Origin of the sequence: Nonomuraea soli (genome assembly GCF_013761175.1) — a bacterium.
GTDB classification, from domain to species: Bacteria; Actinomycetota; Actinomycetes; order Streptosporangiales; family Streptosporangiaceae; genus Nonomuraea; species Nonomuraea soli.
Genome location: NZ_JACDUR010000001.1, coordinates 102108 through 120825 on the forward strand (window position 1 = coordinate 102108; position 18718 = coordinate 120825).

General features: G+C 70.1%; 20 protein-coding genes. 17 read left to right on the forward strand and 3 right to left on the reverse strand.

Annotation, left to right across the window (positions count from 1 at the left end; genetic code table 11):
- Positions 1-4: 4 nt before the first annotated feature.
- On the reverse strand, positions 5-877 hold the full coding sequence (locus tag HNR30_RS00495; protein ID WP_181607083.1) for an N-acetylglucosamine kinase: 873 nt from the start codon (positions 875-877) through the stop codon (positions 5-7).
- Between the two features lie 73 nt (positions 878-950).
- Here HNR30_RS00495 and HNR30_RS00500 point away from each other — a divergent pair, with 73 nt between their 5' ends.
- The 8 genes from HNR30_RS00500 to HNR30_RS00535 all read left to right on the forward strand — a co-directional run bounded on the left by HNR30_RS00500 (position 951) and on the right by HNR30_RS00535 (position 9177).
- On the forward strand, positions 951-1847 hold the full coding sequence (locus HNR30_RS00500; protein ID WP_312894166.1) for a MurR/RpiR family transcriptional regulator: 897 nt from the start codon (positions 951-953) through the stop codon (positions 1845-1847).
- Positions 1801-2529, forward strand: a complete 729-nt coding sequence (locus HNR30_RS00505) for a sugar isomerase domain-containing protein (RefSeq protein WP_181607088.1) — start codon at positions 1801-1803, stop codon at positions 2527-2529. The genes HNR30_RS00500 and HNR30_RS00505 overlap by 47 nt, the downstream gene beginning before the upstream one ends.
- Positions 2530-2560: 31 nt before the next feature.
- Positions 2561-3928 (forward strand): cellulose binding domain-containing protein, encoded by a 1368-nt coding sequence (locus HNR30_RS48945; protein ID WP_181607090.1) that lies wholly within the window; start codon positions 2561-2563, stop codon positions 3926-3928.
- Complete coding sequence (locus tag HNR30_RS00515; RefSeq protein ID WP_181607092.1) at positions 3925-5190, forward strand: extracellular solute-binding protein; 1266 nt, start codon at positions 3925-3927, stop codon at positions 5188-5190. Before HNR30_RS48945 ends, HNR30_RS00515 begins: the two co-directional genes overlap by 4 nt.
- A 66-nt stretch (positions 5191-5256) precedes the next feature.
- Entirely contained in the window at positions 5257-6189 is a 933-nt protein-coding gene (locus HNR30_RS00520) for a carbohydrate ABC transporter permease (RefSeq protein WP_181607097.1), read from the forward strand.
- Positions 6186-7004 (forward strand): carbohydrate ABC transporter permease, encoded by an 819-nt coding sequence (locus HNR30_RS00525; protein WP_181607101.1) that lies wholly within the window; start codon positions 6186-6188, stop codon positions 7002-7004. Before HNR30_RS00520 ends, HNR30_RS00525 begins: the two co-directional genes overlap by 4 nt.
- Complete coding sequence (locus HNR30_RS00530; RefSeq protein WP_181607103.1) at positions 7001-8182, forward strand: beta-N-acetylhexosaminidase; 1182 nt, start codon at positions 7001-7003, stop codon at positions 8180-8182. The genes HNR30_RS00525 and HNR30_RS00530 overlap by 4 nt, the downstream gene beginning before the upstream one ends.
- A 116-nt stretch (positions 8183-8298) precedes the next feature.
- The gene (locus tag HNR30_RS00535) at positions 8299-9177 is read left to right on the forward strand and encodes a DUF4034 domain-containing protein (RefSeq protein WP_181607105.1); all 879 of its coding nucleotides are present in this window, start codon (positions 8299-8301) and stop codon (positions 9175-9177) included.
- A 42-nt stretch (positions 9178-9219) separates the two neighbouring features.
- On the opposite strand, the gene HNR30_RS00540 is transcribed toward HNR30_RS00535, so the two are convergent.
- A complete protein-coding gene (locus tag HNR30_RS00540) occupies positions 9220-10149 on the reverse strand; it encodes an N-acetylglucosamine kinase (RefSeq protein ID WP_181607108.1) in 930 nt (309 codons plus the stop codon).
- A gap of 81 nt (positions 10150-10230) precedes the next feature.
- Here HNR30_RS00540 and HNR30_RS00545 point away from each other — a divergent pair, with 81 nt between their 5' ends.
- From HNR30_RS00545 to HNR30_RS00570, 6 genes are all read left to right on the forward strand, one after another.
- Positions 10231-11100 carry a MurR/RpiR family transcriptional regulator gene (locus tag HNR30_RS00545; RefSeq protein ID WP_181607111.1) on the forward strand — a complete coding sequence of 290 codons (870 nt, stop codon included), beginning with the start codon at positions 10231-10233 and terminating at the stop codon, positions 11098-11100.
- The gene (locus HNR30_RS00550; RefSeq protein WP_181607114.1) at positions 11097-11834 is read left to right on the forward strand and encodes a sugar isomerase domain-containing protein; all 738 of its coding nucleotides are present in this window, start codon (positions 11097-11099) and stop codon (positions 11832-11834) included. Before HNR30_RS00545 ends, HNR30_RS00550 begins: the two co-directional genes overlap by 4 nt.
- Positions 11834-13195, forward strand: coding sequence for an N-acetylglucosamine/diacetylchitobiose ABC transporter substrate-binding protein (gene ngcE / locus HNR30_RS00555; RefSeq protein ID WP_181607116.1), 1362 nt, complete (start codon positions 11834-11836; stop codon positions 13193-13195). Before HNR30_RS00550 ends, ngcE begins: the two co-directional genes overlap by 1 nt.
- A 5-nt stretch (positions 13196-13200) precedes the next feature.
- Positions 13201-14097, forward strand: a complete 897-nt coding sequence (locus HNR30_RS00560; RefSeq protein ID WP_181607119.1) for a carbohydrate ABC transporter permease — start codon at positions 13201-13203, stop codon at positions 14095-14097.
- Positions 14097-14963, forward strand: a complete 867-nt coding sequence (locus HNR30_RS00565) for a carbohydrate ABC transporter permease (protein WP_181607123.1) — start codon at positions 14097-14099, stop codon at positions 14961-14963. Before HNR30_RS00560 ends, HNR30_RS00565 begins: the two co-directional genes overlap by 1 nt.
- Positions 14964-15042: 79 nt before the next feature.
- The gene (locus HNR30_RS00570) at positions 15043-15699 is read left to right on the forward strand and encodes a type 1 glutamine amidotransferase domain-containing protein (protein WP_181607126.1); all 657 of its coding nucleotides are present in this window, start codon (positions 15043-15045) and stop codon (positions 15697-15699) included.
- Here HNR30_RS00570 and HNR30_RS00575 read toward each other — a convergent pair.
- Positions 15696-16064: a MerR family transcriptional regulator gene (locus HNR30_RS00575; RefSeq protein WP_181607128.1), complete on the reverse strand. Its 369-nt coding sequence runs from the start codon at positions 16062-16064 to the stop codon at positions 15696-15698. The two genes, HNR30_RS00570 and HNR30_RS00575, sit on opposite strands and share 4 nt — an antisense overlap.
- Before the next feature lie 56 nt (positions 16065-16120).
- Here HNR30_RS00575 and HNR30_RS00580 point away from each other — a divergent pair, with 56 nt between their 5' ends.
- From HNR30_RS00580 to HNR30_RS00590, 3 genes are read left to right on the forward strand one after another with little or no spacing between them, the layout of a single operon-like run.
- A complete protein-coding gene (locus HNR30_RS00580; protein ID WP_181607131.1) occupies positions 16121-17164 on the forward strand; it encodes an aldo/keto reductase in 1044 nt (347 codons plus the stop codon).
- 35 nt (positions 17165-17199) lie between these two features.
- Positions 17200-18006, forward strand: coding sequence for an SDR family oxidoreductase (locus tag HNR30_RS00585; protein ID WP_181607133.1), 807 nt, complete (start codon positions 17200-17202; stop codon positions 18004-18006).
- A 57-nt stretch (positions 18007-18063) separates the two neighbouring features.
- Complete coding sequence (locus HNR30_RS00590; protein ID WP_181607136.1) at positions 18064-18705, forward strand: ATP-binding protein; 642 nt, start codon at positions 18064-18066, stop codon at positions 18703-18705.
- Positions 18706-18718: the final 13 nt, after the last annotated feature.

Below are 18718 nucleotides of genomic sequence, written 5' to 3' on the forward strand. Positions count from 1 at the left end.
CCGGTCAGGAGGGCAGGAACGCCCGGTGCGGCGCCTCGGGTGACACCGTCCGGGCCGCGAGCCAGGCGGCCGCCGCCTCGCCCGGGCCCGCCGTCACCGGGGCACTGGGCGCCAGCAGCTCCCGTACGGCCCGGCGCACCGGGCCGTCGTTCGTCAGCACGCTGCCCGCCAGCACCGCGGGCGTTCCCGGCTCGTGCACCTCGTGGAAGGTCCTGGCCAGCAGCGCCGCGCCACGCTCGACGATCTCCGCGGCGGCCGGGTCGCCCTCCTCGCACGCCTGGCTGACCAGGGGCGCCAGCTCGGCCAGCGCCAGCGGCGGCGCGGCCTGGGCGATCACCGCCACCTGCTCGTGATCGTGTGCGCCGAGGTGCTTGAGCACCAGCTCGGTCAGGAGTCCCGGCCTCGCCCGCACGGCCGAGCGGGCCGCCTGGCGGCCGAGCCAGAAGGCCGAGCCCTCGTCGCCGAGTTGCCAGCCGAACCCGTCGGCGGTGCCGACGATCGTGTGGTCAATAATTTTTGCCGCGATGGCGCCCGTGCCGGCGATCAGTACGGTGCCCGAGGGGTCGGGCGTCCCCGCCGCCAGGGCCACCACCACGTCGCCGACGACCTGCGGGGGCACCGGGAAGAGCGCTTCGAGCTCGGCGGTGACCGCCTCGATGCCGGCCAGGCCGATCGTCGCCGCCACGACACCTCCGCGATCGACACCCGCCAGAGCGCCGTCTATCGCGGCCTTGAGCTGCGCATAAGCATGAGATGCCGACACCGCTGCCGGGTTGCCGCACCCCGCGCGCGCGTGGCCGACCACGTGACCGTCGAGCGTGGCGACGACCGCGCGAGATGATGTGCCTCCGGCGTCCACGCCGATTACCACTGCCATGTCAAAAATTATTGGCCATAACCCTTGACCGCGCTAGATGGTGAGCATAATTTTCACCATCAAGGAGGACGACGTGGAACTACTGTCCCGGATACGGGCCGAACAGGGCGAACTGCCCGAAGCGCTGCGCAAGGTCGCGGAGGTGATCCTGGAAGACCCGGCCGAGGCCGCCAGGATGACCATCGTCGACCTGGCCGAGCGCTCCGGCACCTCGACGGCCACGATCACCCGGTTCTGCCGGGCCCTGGGCTTCAGCGGCTACGCCGAACTCCGCGTCACCATCGCCACCGAGACAGGACGGGCCGCCCGCCAGCAGTGGGCCACCGACATAGGGCAGGAGATCCGGCCCGACGACGGGCTCGACAAGGTGCTCGGCGTGGTCTCCAACAGCGACATCAGGCTGATCCAGGAGACCGCCGCCCAGCTCGACCTGGGCACGGTGGAGAAGGTGGCGCAGGCGATCTCCAGGGCTCGCAGGGTGCTGCTGTTCGGCGTCGCCAGCAGCGCCGCGGTCGCCGGAGAGATGGAGTACCGGCTCCAGCGTATGGGCGTGCCCACCTGGAGCAGGTCCGACGCGCACAGCGCGCTCACCGACGCCGCCCTGCTCGACGACGGCGACGTGGCCATCGGCATCTCCCACAGCGGCCGCACCCGCGAGGTCATCGAGGTGCTCGCCGAGGCGGGCAGCCACGGCGCGATCACCGTCGCCGTCACCTCGCACCCCCGCTCACCCCTGGCCGAGGTGGCCGAGCTCGTGCTGACCAGCGCGGCACGCGAGACCACCTTCCGCGCCGACGGGTTCGCCGCGATCCACTCCCAGCTGCTCGTCCTCGACGTGGTCTACGTCGCGGTCGCGCAACGCACCTACGAACGGACGAAGGAGGCGTTCGACCTGACGGTGAGAGCCGTCACCGGTCACCGCTATGAACTACCTCGAACACCTGAAGAGCCTGATCGACCCGCTGGCTGACCAGCCCGTCGAGCAGGCCGCGACACTCGTCGGCAAGGCCCTCGACAACGGCGGCGTCATCCAGGCCTTCGGCTCCGGCCACTCAGAGGCGATCGCGATGGAGATCGCCGGCCGAGCCGGAGGGCTGGTGCCGACCAACCGCCTCGCCCTGCGTGACATCCACCTGTACGGCACCGCGGCCCGCTCCGAGCTCGAACGCTACGACCTCGAACGGGATCCTGCCGTCGCCCACCAGATCCTCGACGCCGCCCCCATCCACGAGCACGACCTGTTCGTGATCATCTCCAACTCCGGCGTCAACGGCGTCGTGGTCGAGCTCGCCACCCAGATCAAGGAACGCGGCCACGACCTGATCGCCATCACCTCGCTCCAGCACAGCAACGCCAGCACCTCCCGCCACCCCTCGGGACGCAAGCTGTGCGACCTGGCCGACGTCGTCCTCGACAACCTGGCCCCGTACGGCGACGCCGTACTGCCCCTGCCCGACGGCGGCGCCTACGGCGCCGTCTCCACCGTCACCTCCGCCTTGCTGGCCCAGCTCGTCGTGACCCGCGTCGTGCGCGAGCAGCTCGACGCCGGCAAGGTCCCGCCGATCTACCTCTCGGCCAACGTGCCCGAGGGCGACGCGCACAACCTCGCACTCGAGGCCCGCTACGCGGGCCGCATCCGCCGCGGCGCCTGACTCTCCTTTTCACCCCCCAAGGAGCTTCGCCATGTTCAAACACGTCTGGAAGATCGTTGCCGCCTTAGCCCTCGTGGTCGGACTCGTCGGCGTGGCCCACGCCAGCGCGGCTCCCGGCCTGCGCCTGCAGTACAGGAACAGCTCGACCGGGGCCACCACCCCGCAGGCCGAGCCCTGGTTCAAGCTCTTCAACGACGGCTCGTCCGCCGTGCAGCTCAGCCAGGTGAAGATCCGCTACTACCTGACCGGCACGGAGACCTACCGCTTCGCCTGCTCGTGGGCGGTCGTGAGCTGCTCCACGATCACCGGCTCCTTCACCGGGCTGGCGGGCGGCAAGCAGTACCTGGAGGTGGGCTTCACCTCGGGCACGCTCGCACCCGGAGCCAACACCAGCGACATGCAGCTGCGCTTCTACCGGGCCGACTGGCAGAACTTCACCCAGAGCGACGACCATTCCTACGGCGCCGTGACCTCCTACACCGACTGGAGCAAGGTCGCCGTCTACGTGGGCGGCCAGCTCGCCTGGGGCACCCCGCCCGGCGGCGGCGAGCCGTCGCCGTCATCGTCGCCCTCACCCACGGTCACCCCGACCGGCCAGCCCGGAGGCAAGCTCTTCGACGACTTCTCCTACACCGGCTCCGGCGACGCCCGGCTGGCCCAGCGCGGCTGGACCGTGCGCTCCAGCAGCGGAGGCCCCGGCGTGCCCGGCGCGACCTGGTCGCCCTCGGCCGTCACCTTCCCCGGCGGCCTGCTGACCCTGGAGTCGTCGACCAACGGCACCGGCTCCGGCACGGTGCAGACCGAGCTGTCGACGAGCAACCGCAAGTTCTTCGAGGGCACCTACGCCGCCCGAGTGAACTTCAGCGACGCCCCGGTCAGCGGCGTCCCCGACGGCGAGCACATCGTGCAGACCTTCTTCACCATCACCCCGCTCAACTCCAACCTCGACCCCAACTACGGCGAGCTGGACTTCGAGTACCTGCCCAACGGCGGCTGGGGCGAGCCCTCGAACATCATGTACGCCACCTCGTGGGAGACCTACCAGGCCGACCCCTGGCAGGCCGTCAACACCCACACCGCCGAGCGGGTGAGCTTCGCCGGCTGGCACGACCTGGTCATCCAGGTCTCCGGAGGCACCATCCGCTACTACATCGACGGCCGCCTGTTCGCCGAGCACGGCGGCATCTACTACCCCGAGACGCCCATGTGGATCATGTTCAACCAGTGGTTCATCGATCTGCAGGGCGCCACCACGCCGCGTACCTACCGGCAGCAGGTCGACTGGGTCTACCACGCCCAGAACGAGGTCGTCCCGCCCGCCGAGGTCCTGACCCGCGTCGCCGGCTACCGCGCGGCCAACACCACCTTCGTCGACACCGTTCCCGGGAGCGCTTCATGAAGCACCGGTTCCTGGCCCTAGCGGCCGTATTCGCCCTGACCGCCTGCGGTTCCACGCCGGACCCGGCCCCCAGCGCCGCCACCGGCGGCTCGCCCTCCGCCCAGGCCCCAGCCAAGCTCGTCGTCTGGATCATGGACGGCAGCGTCACCAAGGAGCTGCTCGGCAGCTTCGAGAAGGAGTACGAGGCCGCCCATGCCGGCATCGACCTCGACATCCAGATCCAGGCCTGGGACGGCATCGGGGAGCGTGTCACCGCCGCCCTGGCCAGCACCGACGCCCCCGACGTGATCGAGGTCGGCAACACCCAGGTCGCGCAGTACTCCGCCAGCGGCGGCGTGAAGGACCTGACCGACAAGACCGCCGACCTGCAGGGCTCCGACTGGCTGCCCGGCCTGGCCCAGCCCGGCCAGATCGACGGCAAGCAGTACGGCATCCCGTGGTACGCGGCCAACCGCGTCGTCGTCTACAACAAGGACCTGTGGGGAGACACCGCGATCCCCAAGACCCGCGACGAGTGGGTCGCGGCCACCGAGAAGCTCAACAAGGGCGGCAACCAGGGCATCTACCTCACCGGGCAGACCTGGTACGCGCTGGCGGGCTTCATCTGGGACGAGGGCGGCGACTTCGCCGTCCAGCAGGGCGGCAAGTGGGTCGGCGCGCTCGACAGCCCGCAGGCGCTGGCGGGGCTCGACTTCTACAAGAAGCTCCAGGCGCTCGGCAAGGGTCCCAAGGACGCCGACGAGGCCAACCCGCCGCAGCACGAGGTCTTCGCGCAGGGCAAGGTCGCGCAGATCATCGGCGTGCCCGGCATCGCCGCCCGGGTGCTCGAGGTCGAGCCGGGGATGAAGGACAAGATCGGATTCTTCACCATCCCCGGCAAGACGGCCGACAAGCCGGGCGCCGTCTTCACCGGCGGTTCCGACCTGATCATCCCCGAGGCGTCCAAGAACCACGACGCCGCCTACGAGGTGGTCAAGGCGCTGGCCGGCGAGAAGTTCCAGACCGAGCTGGCCAAGGCCATGAGCTTCGTGCCCAACAGGACCTCGCTCGCCGGCGTTCTGTCGGGTGACGAGGGCACCGCCGCGATGGCGGCGGGCGCGGCCAACGGCCGGGCGACGCCGAACACGCCCAACTGGGCGGCCGTGGAGGCGACCACGGTGATCAAGCAGTACATGACGGCCGTCCTGACCGGCGGCGACCCGGCGGCCGAGGCCAAGAAGGTCTCGCAGTCGATCACCGACACCCTCAACAGCGGCTCCTGACCGACCAGCCCCGCCGTACCTCGTGAGGGGACGGCGGGGCGTCCGATTCACCCCCGAGGAACCTCCGTGACCCTCACGACCCAGGCCCCGCCCAGGCGCGGCCAGCACCGCCCGCCCGCGGCGGCGCGCCGCCGCGCCAATCCCTGGCCCTACCTCCTCATCGCCCCCGCCGTGGCCGGCGGGATCTTCCTTCTCCTCTACCCCCTCCTCAAGGCCGCCCTCATCTCCTTCCAGCACTTCCGCATGGGCGAGCTGATCAGGGGCGGGGCGGAGCTGGTCGGCTTCGACAACTACCGGGAGCTCCTGGCCAAGGAGGAGTTCTGGCAGGTGGTCCTGCGCACGTTCGTCTGGACGGCCGTCAACGTCGTCCTCATCGTCGTCCTGGGCACCGGCATCGGCCTGATGCTCGCGCGCCTGGGCAAGCGGGCCAGGCTGCTGCTGATGTCGGCGCTGGCGCTGGCCTGGGCGACGCCGGTGATCGCGGCGACGACGATCTTCCAGTGGCTGTTCCAGTCGGAGCTGGGCATCGTCAACTGGCTGCTGGGGATCCAGGGATTCGCGTGGTTCGCCGATCCGGTGGCGATGTTCGCGGTGCTGGTGATCCTCGTGGTGTGGCAGTCGATCCCGTTCGTGGCGCTCACGCTGTACGCGGGCCTGACGACGATCCCGAACGAGCTGTACGAGTCGGCGCGCATCGACGGCGGCACGGGCTGGCAGATCTTCTGGAAGGTGACCTTCCCGATCCTGCGCCCGCTGTTCGCCCTGATCACCTCGCTGGAGATCATCTGGGTCTTCAAGTGTTTCCCGCAGATCTGGGTGCTGAGCCAGGGCGGGCCCGACGGGGCGACGACCACGCTGCCCGTCTACGCGTTCAAGATCGCCCGCGTGTTGCACCGGTACGACATGGGTTCGGCCGTGGCCATGCTGACGGTGGTCATCCTCGCCTTCGCCCTGATCACGAACCTGCGCCGCATGCTGAAGCAGGAGGCCGCCGCATGAGAAGAGTCGCGCTCAACACCGCCGCGGCCGTCACCTTCGTCGTGATGATCTTCCCGGTCTACTGGATGGTGATCACCGCCTTCAAGCCGACGAAGGACATCCAGGCCGAGACGCCGTCACTGTTCCCGCTGAGCCCGACGCTCCAGCACTTCGAGACCGCGATGGGCGCCGAGGGCTTCTGGCGCTTCTGGGCCAACAGCCTGCTCGTCACCGCGGGAGCCGTACTCCTGGCCCTGATCGTGGCGTTGCTGGCGGCCTTCGCGGTCAGCCGGATGCGCTGGCGCGGCAAGGGGCCGTTCATCGTCGCCGTCTTCGCCGCCCAGATGGCGCCCTGGGAGGCGCTGCTGGTGCCGATGTTCATCATCGCCCGCGACACCGACCTGCTCGACTCGCTGCTGATGCTCACGGGCGTCTACTTCATGATCACCCTGCCGTTCACCATCGTGACCCTGCGCGGCTTCCTGCAGGCGATCCCCGCCGACCTGGAGGAGGCGGCACTGGTCGACGGCTGCACCCGCGCCGTCGCCTTCAGGCGCATCGTCTTCCCGCTGCTCGCGCCCGGTCTGATGGCCACCTCCCTGTTCGGCTTCATCACCGCCTGGAACGAGTTCGCCTTCGTGAACGTGCTGATCATCAAGGATCAGGCCAACCGCACCCTGCCGGTCTGGCTGTCGTCCTTCCGCGACGTCTTCGGCACCGACTGGGGCGCCACCATGGCCGCGGCGACCATGTTCGCCCTGCCCGCGCTGGTGCTCTTCCTGTTCCTGCAGCGCCGCGTCGGCGCCGGCATGACGGCAGGGGCGGTGAAGGGATGATCCCCAAGGCGCACCACCAGGACCTGAGCCCAGGACGCAGGGGAGAGGTACGGCACGAGCCCGACGATCCCGGCCTCGGCCCCGAGGGCTACCGCCTCACCATCACCCCCGAGCACACGCTGGTCACCGCCGGCGGCCCGGCCGGACGTTTCTACGCCCTCGGCACCCTGGCCAGGACCACGGGCATCGGCACGATCGAGGACCGTCCACGGTACGGCTGGCGCGGCGTGATGCTCGACGTGGCGCGGCACTTCATGCCCAAGGAGTTCGTGCTCAAGCTGATCGACCTGCTGGCCGTCCACCGCATGAACGTCCTGCACCTGCATCTGACCGACGACCAGGGCTGGCGGCTGCACGTCGAGAGGTATCCGCGCCTGACCGAGGTCAGCGGCGAGCACTACACCCACGACGACATCCGCGAGATCGTCGCCTACGCCGCCGAGCGGTTCGTCACGATCGTGCCCGAGATCGAGATGCCGGGCCACGCCCAGGCCGCCATCGCCGCCTACCCGTGGCTCGGCAACGACCCGGCCCGCCAGCTGCCGGTCTGGGACGTGCCGGGCATCAGCAAGCACGTCTTCAGCCTCGACGAGCGCACCATCGCCTTCTGCCAGGACGTGCTCGACGAGGTGAGCGAGCTCTTCCCCGGCCCCTACGTGCACATCGGCGGCGACGAGTGCCCGACCGAGGAGTGGGAGGGCAACCCGCGCGGGCTGGAACCCGGCCAGGCGCGGGGCTGGTTCCTGTCGCGGCTGAAGGTGCCGGGCAAACGGCTCGTCTACTGGTACGAGCGCGACGACGGCCCGCCCGGCGCCGCCGCCATGGTCTGGCTGGAGGAGTCGCTGCCCGGCGACCGCGAGGTGATCTACGCCCCGCACGAGCGCACCTACCTCGACTACGCGCCCTGGCCCGGCGAGCCGGGCGCCAACGGCCGCGTGCTCACGCTGCGCCAGGTGTACGGCTTCGAACCGCCCGACGGCATCCTCGGCGTGCAGTGCCAGTTGTGGACCGAGTACATGCCCGACCCCGAGGCGGTGGAGCGCATGGCCTTCCCCCGGCTCTGCGCCTTCGCGGAGGTGGCCTGGGGGAGCGCCGGCGACGACTACACCGACTTCCTGCGCCGCCTGCCGTCCCACCTGGCCAGGCTCGGCGTGGCGTCGGGGGCGGTCATGCCCTGACCGACGGGTGTAAGGGCGAGATTTCAGGACAAATGATCGGCTCGTCGGTACCTTGTGCAGCCGGAACACGGGTTGCGGAGGCGGTCATCATGGCGTTCTGGAGCAAGAAGTCGATCGTGGATCCCACCTGTGGCGATCGCACGGCGGCCCGGCTCCGCGACGCCCTGACCAGACGCGACAGGCACACCGCCGCCACCCTGCTCGCGGCCGTGCACCACCCCGACGACCGCGCCTTCTACCTGGGCATCTGCGCCGGGGTCGACGGCCTGCAGGAGTGGATCGACGAGTGGATCGCCGCCGAGCCGGACTCCACGCTGCCCCTGCTGGTCAAGGGCGTGCACGGCGTCGACTGGGCGTGGGACGCGCGAGGCGGCGGCCGGGCGTCGGAGACCTCACCCGAGCGGTCCAGGGAGTTCCACCGCAGGCTGGAGATCGCCGAGAACTGCCTGGACCAGGTCGTCGAGCGTGACCCCGGCGACACCGAGGCCTGGGCGACGCTGGTCACCTCCGCCCGCGGCAGCCAGGTGGGGCGGGAGGAGGCCGAGCGGCGTTTCCGCAACGTCGTGACCCGCCACCCGGCGCACCGGGCCGCCCACGAGAGCATGCTGCAGTACCTGTGCGGCAAGTGGTTCGGCAGCGACGAGGAGATGTGGACGTTCGCCCGCGACGCCCCGCTGCCGCACCTGATGATCGACGCCCACATCGAGACGTGGATCGCCCACGGCCGTTCGGCGCTCGACAACGACGAGACCCGCGAGACGCTGCGCGAGATCGCCGCCAAGGTGCACTCGTACGAGGGGCACCGCGACCCCGGCTGGATCGTCGTGGAGAACGCCATGGCCCTGATCTTCTGCATCGCCGACGACTACGCCTCGGCCGCCCGTCAGTTCGACCGGATCGGCGACCGCGCCACCGACTGGCCCTGGTTCCATCTGGAGGGCGGGGCCGACAAGCAGTTCAGGTTCTTCAGGAAGGTCGCCTTCAAGGAGGGCTGACCCGGCGCGGCCAGGGGCGGCCATCCGGCCTGGTGGTGCGCCTCACCCCGAGGTGAACGCCTCGTGCGGGGCGTCGGGGTCGAGCCGGAGCGCCGCGAGCCAGGCCGCCGCGCCCGCGCCGTCGCGGGCCGTCGACACCTCGGTGCCCGCCAGCCGGTCGAGCACGGACCTGCGGACCGGGCCCTCGCTGGTCAGCACGCTGCCCGCCAGGACGATCGGGCCCGAGTGGTGCACCCGGCCCACCGTGGCGACCAGATGATCGGCCGCCTCCTCCACGATGGAGGCGGCCATGGCGTCACCCGCCTCGGCCGCCTGGCAGACCAGCCGCGAGACGGCGGCCAGCCGCATGTGGTCGGCCTGCGCGAGCCGGACGATGCGGTCGACCTTCGCACGGTCGGACGGCCACTCCTGCTCGCCCAGGAAGTGGGTGACGACCAGCTCGACGAGCAGGCCGGCCGGCTGGCCCCTGTCAAGGCAGTGCACGGCCGCCTTCGCTCCCGCGCGGCCGATCCAGAATCCCGAGCCGTGGTCGCCGAGCAGCCAGCCGAGCCCGTCGGCGAGCGCGTCGAGTTCCCTGCCGGCGATGCGCGCGGCCACCGCCCCGGTCCCTGACAGCAGCAGCGAGCCGTCGGGGGCGGACGAGCCCGCCGCGAAGGCGATGGGCACATCCCCGATCAGGGTGGGCGCCTGCGGGATGCCGTGACGGCTCCAGATGGCCGAAAGCGACTCGTGCAGGGCGTCGGCCTGGCCGGCGACACCCGCCAGCGAGCCGCGCACCTGGGCGGCGTCGACTCCGGTGAGCGCCAGGTCAAGGGCGTCGCCGATGGCGGCACTGGCCTTGGCCAGGCCGTGTGCGGAAGGGTTGCCGGGCCCCGCTGTGCCGTACCCCAGCCTGGTCCCGTCGAGGGCGTGGACGGCGACCCGGGTGGAGGTGGCCCCGGCGTCGACACCGACGACGAACGGTTTTGTCACGGTCCTGATTCTGGGTCTTGACGTGACCGTCTTGCAAGAATAATTTTCGCCGCAAGGTTCGGTGTTCGGAAGGAAATTTCCATGACACCTGGTGCCCTTGGCCGGATCGAGAGCGAATTACCCGGTTTGCCGGAAGCGTTACGCCGGGTCGGCGAGGTCATCCTCGAGGATCCGGCCGAAGCGGCCCGCTCCACGATCATCGCCTTGGCCGAGCGTGCGGGCAGTTCTCCCGCGACCGTCACCCGCTTCTGCCGGGCGTTCGGTTTCGCGGGCTATGCCGACCTGCGTGTGGTGCTCGCCACCGAGACGGGCCGCGCCGCGCAGGCGGGCTGGGGCGCGGGCGTGGGCCACGCGATCGGCCCCGACGATCCGCTCGACAGCGCCATCAAGATCATGGCCGCCGCCGACACCCGCCTGATCCAGGACACCGCGGCCCAGGTCGACCCCGATACCGTCGGCCAGGTGGCCGACCTGGTCGTCGAAGCACGCAAGATCCTCCTCGTCGGCGTCTCCACCAGCGGTAACGTCGCCGCCATGCTCGCCGGACGGCTGCGCAGGATAGGCCTGCCGTGCTGGAGCACCTCCGACGCGCACGAGGCGCTCTCGGACGCCGCCCTGCTCACCGCCGGAGACGTCGTGCTCGGCATCAGCCACCGCGGCCGCACCCGCGAGGTCATCGAAGCGCTCGCCGAGGCCGGCAGCCAGGGCGCCACCACGGTCGCGGTCACCTCCTTCGCCCGCTCGCCCGTGGCCGAGGTCGCCGACCTGCTGCTGGCCACGGCCGCATCGCCCGAGACCCCGCTGCGCCTGGGCGGACTGGCCGCCGCGCACGCCCAGCTGTTCGTGCTCGACGCCGTCTACGTCGCCGTCGCGCAACGCACGCACGAACGCACCAGCCAGGCCTTCGCCCGGACGATCCGGGCGGTCGAGAGTCACCGGGTGGAGAGATGACCGTGGGATATGCCGAACGAGTCCTGGACCTCGCGCGGGAGGTCGCGGGCACACAGGCCGAGCGGATCGGGCAGGCCGCCGCGCTGCTGGTCACGAGCCTGCGCGACGACGGCGTCGTCAACGCCTTCGGCTCCGGCCACTCCGAGGCCATCGCGATGGAGATCGCCGGCCGCGCGGGCGGCCTGGTGCCCAGCAACCGCCTGACCCCCCGCGACCTGGTCCTGTACGGCGGGCAGCCGCCCTCCGTGCTCACCCCGGAACTCGAACGCGACCCGTCGATCGCCCACACGATCTACGAGCTGGCGCCCGTCCGCCCGCAGGACGCCTTCGTCCTGATCTCCAGCTCCGGCGTCAACGGCACGGTCGTCGAACTCGCCACGCTGGTCAAGGAGCGCGGCCACCCGCTGATCGCGATTACCTCGGTCCAGCACAGCACCGCCATGACCTCGCGCCACCCGTCCGGCCGGCGCCTGCTCGACCTCGCCGACGTCGTGCTCGACAACGGTTCACCGTACGGCGACGCGATCCTCGACCTGCCCGGCGGAGGCGGTTACGGCGCCGTCTCCACCATCACCAGCGCCCTGCTCGCCCAGCTGATGGTCACCGAGACCATCGAGCGCCTGATCGCGCTCGGCCAGAGCCCGCCCGTCTACCTGTCCGCCAACATCACCGGCGGCGACGAACACAACCGTGCACTAGAAGCCCGCTACGCCGGGCGTATCAGGAGGTCCTGATGTCTGTTTCCCGCCGCGAGCTGCTGCGTGCCGCCGCGTTGATCCCCGCCGCCGGAGCCTTGGCCGCCTGCGCCACGCCCGTGCAGCAGACACCCGCCACCCAGGCGGCAGGGGCCAAGAAGGCGCTGGAAGTGTGGATCTTCGACGGCGGCTTCGGCCACCAGTACGCCACCGACATCCACCAGCCGCTCTTCAAGAGCAAGTTCCCCGACGTGGAGGTCAAGCACAACTTCACCAAGGAGATCACCAAGGTCCTGCAGCCGCGCTTCGCCGGAGGCAACCCGCCCGACGTGATCGACAACTCCGGCGCCAACGCCATGGACTTCGGCGCCCTGGCCCAGGACGGCCAGCTGCTCGACCTCGGCCCGCTGCTGGAGATGCCCAGCTGGGACGACGAGAGCGTCAAGGTGAAGGACACCGTCGACCCGGCGGTGATCAACTTCGGCACCTTCGACGGCAAGTTCTTCGTCCTGGGCTATGTGAACTACATCTTCGGCGTCTGGTACTCCCAGAAGGCCTTCACCGACAACGGCTGGGCCGCGCCCAAGACCTGGGACGACTTCATCGCGCTCTGCGAGACGATCAAGAAGTCCGGCAAGATGGCGCCCTTCACCTACGCGGGCAAGCACCCGCAGTACCTCTACGAGATCCTCCTCACCATGGCCGCCAAGATCGGCGGCAACGACGTCCTGGTCAACATCGACAACCTCGAGGACGGGGCCTGGAAGGCCCCCGCGATGCTGGAGGCGGCCACACGCTGGGCCGAGGTCGGGGCCAAGTACCTCATGGAGGGCACCGCCGGCCTCGACCACGTGCAGACGCAGACCGCGCAGAACAAGTACGAGGTCGCCATGCTGCCGTCGGGCTCCTGGCTGGAGAACGAGCAGAAGTCCACCACCCCGCCCGACTTCGCCTACGGCATGTTCCCCGTGCCCGACGTCACCGGCTCCGACAAGCTGCCGTACGGCACGCTGCACACCCAGCCGGGCGAGAACTTCATCGTCCCGGCAAAGGCCGCCAACACCCAGGGCGGCGTCGACTACCTTCGGGCGATGTTGTCGAAGAAGGCCGCCGGCGACTTCAGCAAGATGGTCGCCACCGTCTCGGTGGTCAAGGGCGCGGGCGAGGGCCTCGAACTGTCGCCCGGCGTCAAGAGCGCCTCCGCCGCCGTGGCCGCCGCCGGGTCCAACACCGTCTTCTACCGCTGGCAGAGCTGGTACGCCCAGCTCAAGGACGAGGCCATCGCCGCCACCGGCCAGCTCATGACCGGCGGCGTCACCCCCGAGAAGTACCTGGAGCGCATCCAGGCCAAGGCCGAAGAGATCAAGAAGGACTCCTCCATCAAGAAATTCAAGCGCTGATCCTGATGAGACGACGACTGTTCATCTTCTCCTTCCTCGTCGCCCCGGTGACGCTCTACCTGGTCTACGTCATCGCGCCGTACGCCCAGGCGTTCTACATCGCCATGACGAACTGGCGCGGCGTCAACGCCGCGCCCCAGTTCATCGGGCTGGAGAACTTCGGGCGGCTGCTGGGCGACGGGGTCTTCTGGAAGGCGGTGGGGCACAACGCGCTGCTGCTGGCCCTGCTGCCGGTGATCACCATCGCCCTGGCCCTGGTCTTCGCCTACCTGCTCAACGTGGGCGGCGCCGGAGGCAGGACCGGGGTCTGGGGGTCGAAGTTCTACCGCGTGCTGTTCTTCTTCCCCCAGGTGCTCGCGGTGACCATCGTCGCCGTGCTGTTCCAGCAGGTCTTCAGGCCCGACGACAGCGGCATGCTCAACGCCCCGCTCATGGCGCTCGGGCTCAAGCCGGTCGGCTTCCTGTCCAACCCGTCGATCGCCCTGTGGTCGGTCATGGCGGTCCTGATCTGGCAGGCGGTCGGCTTCTACGTCGTGCTCTTCTCCGCCGGGCTGGCCTCCATCCCGCGCGAGATGTTCGAGGCGGCGCAGATCGACGGCGCCGGCCGCATGTCGATGTTCTTCCGCGTGACCCTGCCGCTGCTGCGCGACACCGTGCAGGTGGCCTGGGTCTACCTCGGCATCATCGCCATGGACGCCTTCGCCATCGTCTGGGTCATGACCGACCAGCACGGAGGCCCCGACCGCTCCACCACGGTGATGGCGGCCGAGATCTACCGCAACGCCTTCCAGTACTTCCAGTTCGGCTATGCCTCGGCGCTCGGTGTGGTGATGTTCTTCTTCGTCCTCGGCTTCGCCGTCCTGTCGCTGCGCCTGTCACGGCGGGAACGGATCGAGTTCTGATGTCTCGCAAACACCACCTGGGTCCCCTGAACGTCCTGATGCACATCGCCCTGGCCGTCTGGGCGCTGCTCATCATCGTGCCGCTGGTGTGGACCTTCCTCGCCTCGGTCAAGAGCGAGGACGAGATCTTCAGCGACGCCTGGTCGCTGCCGGCCACGCTGCGCTGGGACAACTTCGCCAGAGCCTGGGAGCAGGCGCACATCGGGCAGTACATGCTCAACAGCGTCATCGTCGTCTTCTTCGGCGTGCTGGGCACGATGCTGCTCGGCTCCATGGCCGCCTACGTGCTGGCGCGTTACCCCTTCCGCGGCAACCGCGCCATCTACCTGCTGTTCGTCTCCGGGCTGGCCTTTCCCATCTACCTGGCGCTGACGCCGCTGTTCTTCGTCGTGCAGAACATGGGCACCATCCCGGTCATCGGCCCCTACATCGGGCTCAACACCCATGCCGGGCTGATCCTGGTGTACATCGCCTACTCGATGCCGTTCACGGTGTTCTTCCTCGCCGCGTTCTTCCGCACCCTGCCGACGGCGGTGGCGGAGGCGGCCCTGGTCGACGGGGCCTCGCACACGCGGATCTTCTTCCAGATCATGCTGCCGATGGCCCGGCCCGGCATAGTCTCGATCACCATCTTCAACGTGCTCGGGCAGTGGAACCAGTACCAGAAGCCGCTGGTGCTGCTGCAGGACCGGGACAAGTGGGTGCTGACGCAGGGGATCGCCGACATCTCGACGGCGGCGGGCTACGACCAGGACTGGTCGGCGCTGTTCGCCGCGCTGACGCTGGCGATCCTGCCGATGCTCATCGTGTACACGATCTTCCAGCGCCAGATCCAGTCGGGCCTGACCGCGGGAGCGCTGAAGTGACCTGGTACGGCGTCGCGGGTCAGCCAATCGTGAGCGTCGTTATTGGTGGTCATGGGACGGGGCGGGGCATGATCGAAGGATGACCAAGCGCATTCTGATCGTCCTCACCAGCCACGACGACCTCGCCGGTCTGCGCAAGACCGGGTTCTACGTCTCCGAGGCGGCCCACCCGTGGCAGGTGTTCCGCGAGGCGGGCTACGAGGTGGAGCTCGCCAGCGTGGCCGGCGGGGTGGCGCCGCAGGACGGCTACGACCCCGACGACGCCGCCCAGCGGGAGTTCGTGGCCGCCTTCGACCTGGAGCACACCACGGCCCTGGCCGACGTCGACCCCTCACGCTACGACGCCGTGCTGTACGCCGGAGGGCACGGCACGATGTGGGACTTCCCCGCCAACCCCGACGTCTCCCGCCCCGGGCGCGACGTCTACGAGGCGGGCGGCGTCGTGGCCGCGGTCTGCCACGGCCCGGCCGCGCTCGTGGACCTGACCCTGTCCGACGGCTCCTTCCTGCTGGACGGCAAGCGCGTGGCCGGCTTCACCAACGCGGAGGAGCAGGCCGTCGGGCTCACCGACGTGGTGCCGTTCCTGCTGGCCGACAAGCTGACCGAGCGCGGGGCGACCCACGTGCCGGGGCCCGAGTGGCAGCCGCAGGTCGTGGTCGATGGGCGCCTGGCGACCGGGCAGAACCCGCAGAGCGCCACCGCCCTCGCCCAGGAGATCGTGAAGCTGCTCTCCTAGCAGTCGGGCAGGCGGCCCTCGTAGATGCCGACCTTGTGCTCGATCACCTCGAGGCACGCGTTGAGCTCGGCGAGCTGCTCCAGCACGTGCTCGCGGTGACGCTTGAGCAGGTCCAGGCGCTCCTTCTCGTTGCCGGGGCCCTGCCGTACCAGCTCGGTGTATTCGCGGATCACCGGCAGCGGCATGCCCGACGAGCGCAGGCGGATGCAGACGCCGAGCCAGCCGACGTCGTCCTCGGTGTAGAGGCGCCGCCCGCCCGCGGCTCGCCTCACCGGGTTGGCCAGCAGCCCTTCGCGCTCGTAGAAGCGGAGCGTGTGCACGCTGAGGCCGGTGCGTTCCGCCACCTGCCCGATGCTGAGGGTCATCGTCCGCTCCTTGTCCGCTTGATCTAGAGTCGACTCTAACTCCTAGGGTGCCTAGCATGAGATATCGAGTTCTGGGTGGCACGGGCATCGAGGTCAGCGTCCACTGCCTGGGCGCCATGATGTTCGGCAGCATCGGCAACCCCGACCACGACGACAGCATCAGGATCATCCACGCCGCGCTCGACGCCGGCATCAACTTCGTCGACACCGCCGACATGTACTCCAGCGGCGAGAGCGAGGAGATCGTCGGCAAGGCGCTGCAGGGCAGGCGCGACGACGTCGTGCTGGCCACCAAGGTGCACTTCCCGATGGGCGAGGGACCCAACCGCCGCGGCAACTCGCGGCGCTGGATCGTGCGCGAGGTCGAGGACTCCCTGCGCAGGCTCCAGACCGACTGGATCGACCTGTACCAGATCCACCGGCCCGACCACACGACAGACATCGAGGAGACCCTCTCCGCGCTGACGGACCTCGTACGTGACGGCAAGATCCGCGCCTTCGGGTGCTCGACCTTCCCCGCCGAGGACATCGTGGAGGCCTACCACGTGGCCACGCAGCGCGGGCTGATGCGCTTCCGCACCGAGCAGCCGCCGTACTCCATCCTGGCCCGCGGCATCGAGGCCGACGTGCTGCCGACCTGCCGGCGGCTCGGCATGGGCGTGCTGACCTGGAGCCCGCTGGCCTCAGGCTTCCTCACCGGGAAGATCCGCAAGGGCGTGACCGCCGACTCCCACCGGGCCCAGCTGATGGCGCAGCGGTTCGACCCCTCGCTGCCGGTCAACCAGGCCAAGTACGAGGCCGTCGAGAAGCTCGCCGCGCTGGCCGACGAGATCGGGTGCACCCTGCCAGAACTCGCCGTCGCCTTCGCCGCGGCGCACCCAGGCGTCACCTCGGTGATCACCGGCCCGCGCACCATGGAGCAGCTCGAAGGGCTGCTGAAGGGGGCCGCGCTGGAGCTCGACGACGCCGTGCTCGACCGCATCGACGAGATCGCCCCGCCCGGCAGCAACACCTACCCGCCCGACGGCGTGTGGAAGCCGCGCCCGCTCGTCGAGCCCGCGCTGCGCCGCCGCCCCGCCGGGGAGCGCGCCGCGGGCTGAGGAATGTTCCGCCGCTCCCGGGCAGGTGAAGGGGCATGATTCTGGTACTGGGCGCGACGGGAACGATCGGCCGCCGGGTGGCGGCCCAGCTCGAGGCCGGGGGCCACCCCATACGGGTCGCCTCCAGACACACCCCGACCCCGTTCGACTGGACCGACGCCGCCACCTGGCGCCCGGCCCTCGAAGACATCGGAGCCCTCTTCCTCATGGCGCCCGACGGCCAGGAGATCGAGCCCGAACTGGTCGGCCAGGCCGTACGAGGCGGGGTGCGGCGCATCGTCCTGCTGTCGAGCGGCGGCATCGAGGTGATGGGCGACCAGCGCCTGCTCGCCGCCGAACGCACCGTGCGCGAGTCGGGGGCGCAGTGGACCATCCTGCGGCCGTCGTGGTTCGACCAGAACTTCGACGAGGGCTTCCTGCGGCAGGGGGTGCTGGCCGGGCACATCACCGTCCCGGTGGGGGAGCTGCGGCAGCCGTTCGTCGACGCGGGCGACATCGCCGCTGTCGCGGTCGCGGCCCTCACCCGTGACGGGCACGTGGGGGAGAGCTACGAGGTGACCGGGCCGCGGGCGCTGTCGTTCGCAGAGGCGGCCGCGATCATCGCGCGGGCGGCGGGGCGCGAGGTGCGCTTCGACGGCTCCGCAGAGGCGTACCTGGCGGCGATGACCGGCGTCGGGATGCCGGAAGAGCAGGTCAAGGGAGAGATCGAGGCGTTCGCGGCACTGCGCGACCAGGGGGACGCGCAGCCCACGGACGTGGTGCGGCGGGTGACGGGACGCGCACCCAAGCCGTTCGAGACGTACGCCTCGGAGGCGGCCGGGCGCGGAGCCTGGGCCGGCTGACCGGATCTCCGCACCACTTGATCGAAGAGACCAAAAGCCACGCCTAGGGTGCTGAGAGTGGAACCATCCCGAACCGCCTGGCGAAACACCACCCACGACTGGGCCGCCGACGTCGACCTCGGCCACCTCACCCGCATCCGCGAGAACCCGGCCGAGTTCGCCCCCGGCGGCGTGCTGCACCTGATCCTCGAAACGATCGCCTACCCGGCCGACGAGGCCGCGAGCACCGGCGGCGGCCGCTGCACCGTCACCCTTCACGCCGACGGCTCGGTGTCCGTGGCCGACCAGGGGCGAGGCACCGACACCCGCCTCGACGAGCGGGGACGGCCGGTGAGGAAACCCATCATGGCCACCAAGGACCTGCGCTTCTTCGACGACCCCGGGGCCGAGACGCTTCCCGACGGGCACGCGCGGCGCGGCATGTCCGTCGTCGCCGCGCTCAGCGAGTGGCTCGTCCACACCAACCGGCGTGCCAACGGGGCCTGGAGTCAGCGCTACGAGCACGGCATCCCCGTCACCGGCCTGGAGCCCCTGGCCGGGGGTGGAGGGACGGGGACGACGGTGCGGTTTCTGGCAGGGGCGCAGCTGGCGCCGCTCGCGGAGGACTTCGGCCGGTTCGCGGAGGCATGGCCGGGGCTGGCGGTGGACGTCGATGATCGGCGGGGCGGGCGAGCGTCGGCTGCCGGGGCCGAGCGGTAGGGGTACACCGGCG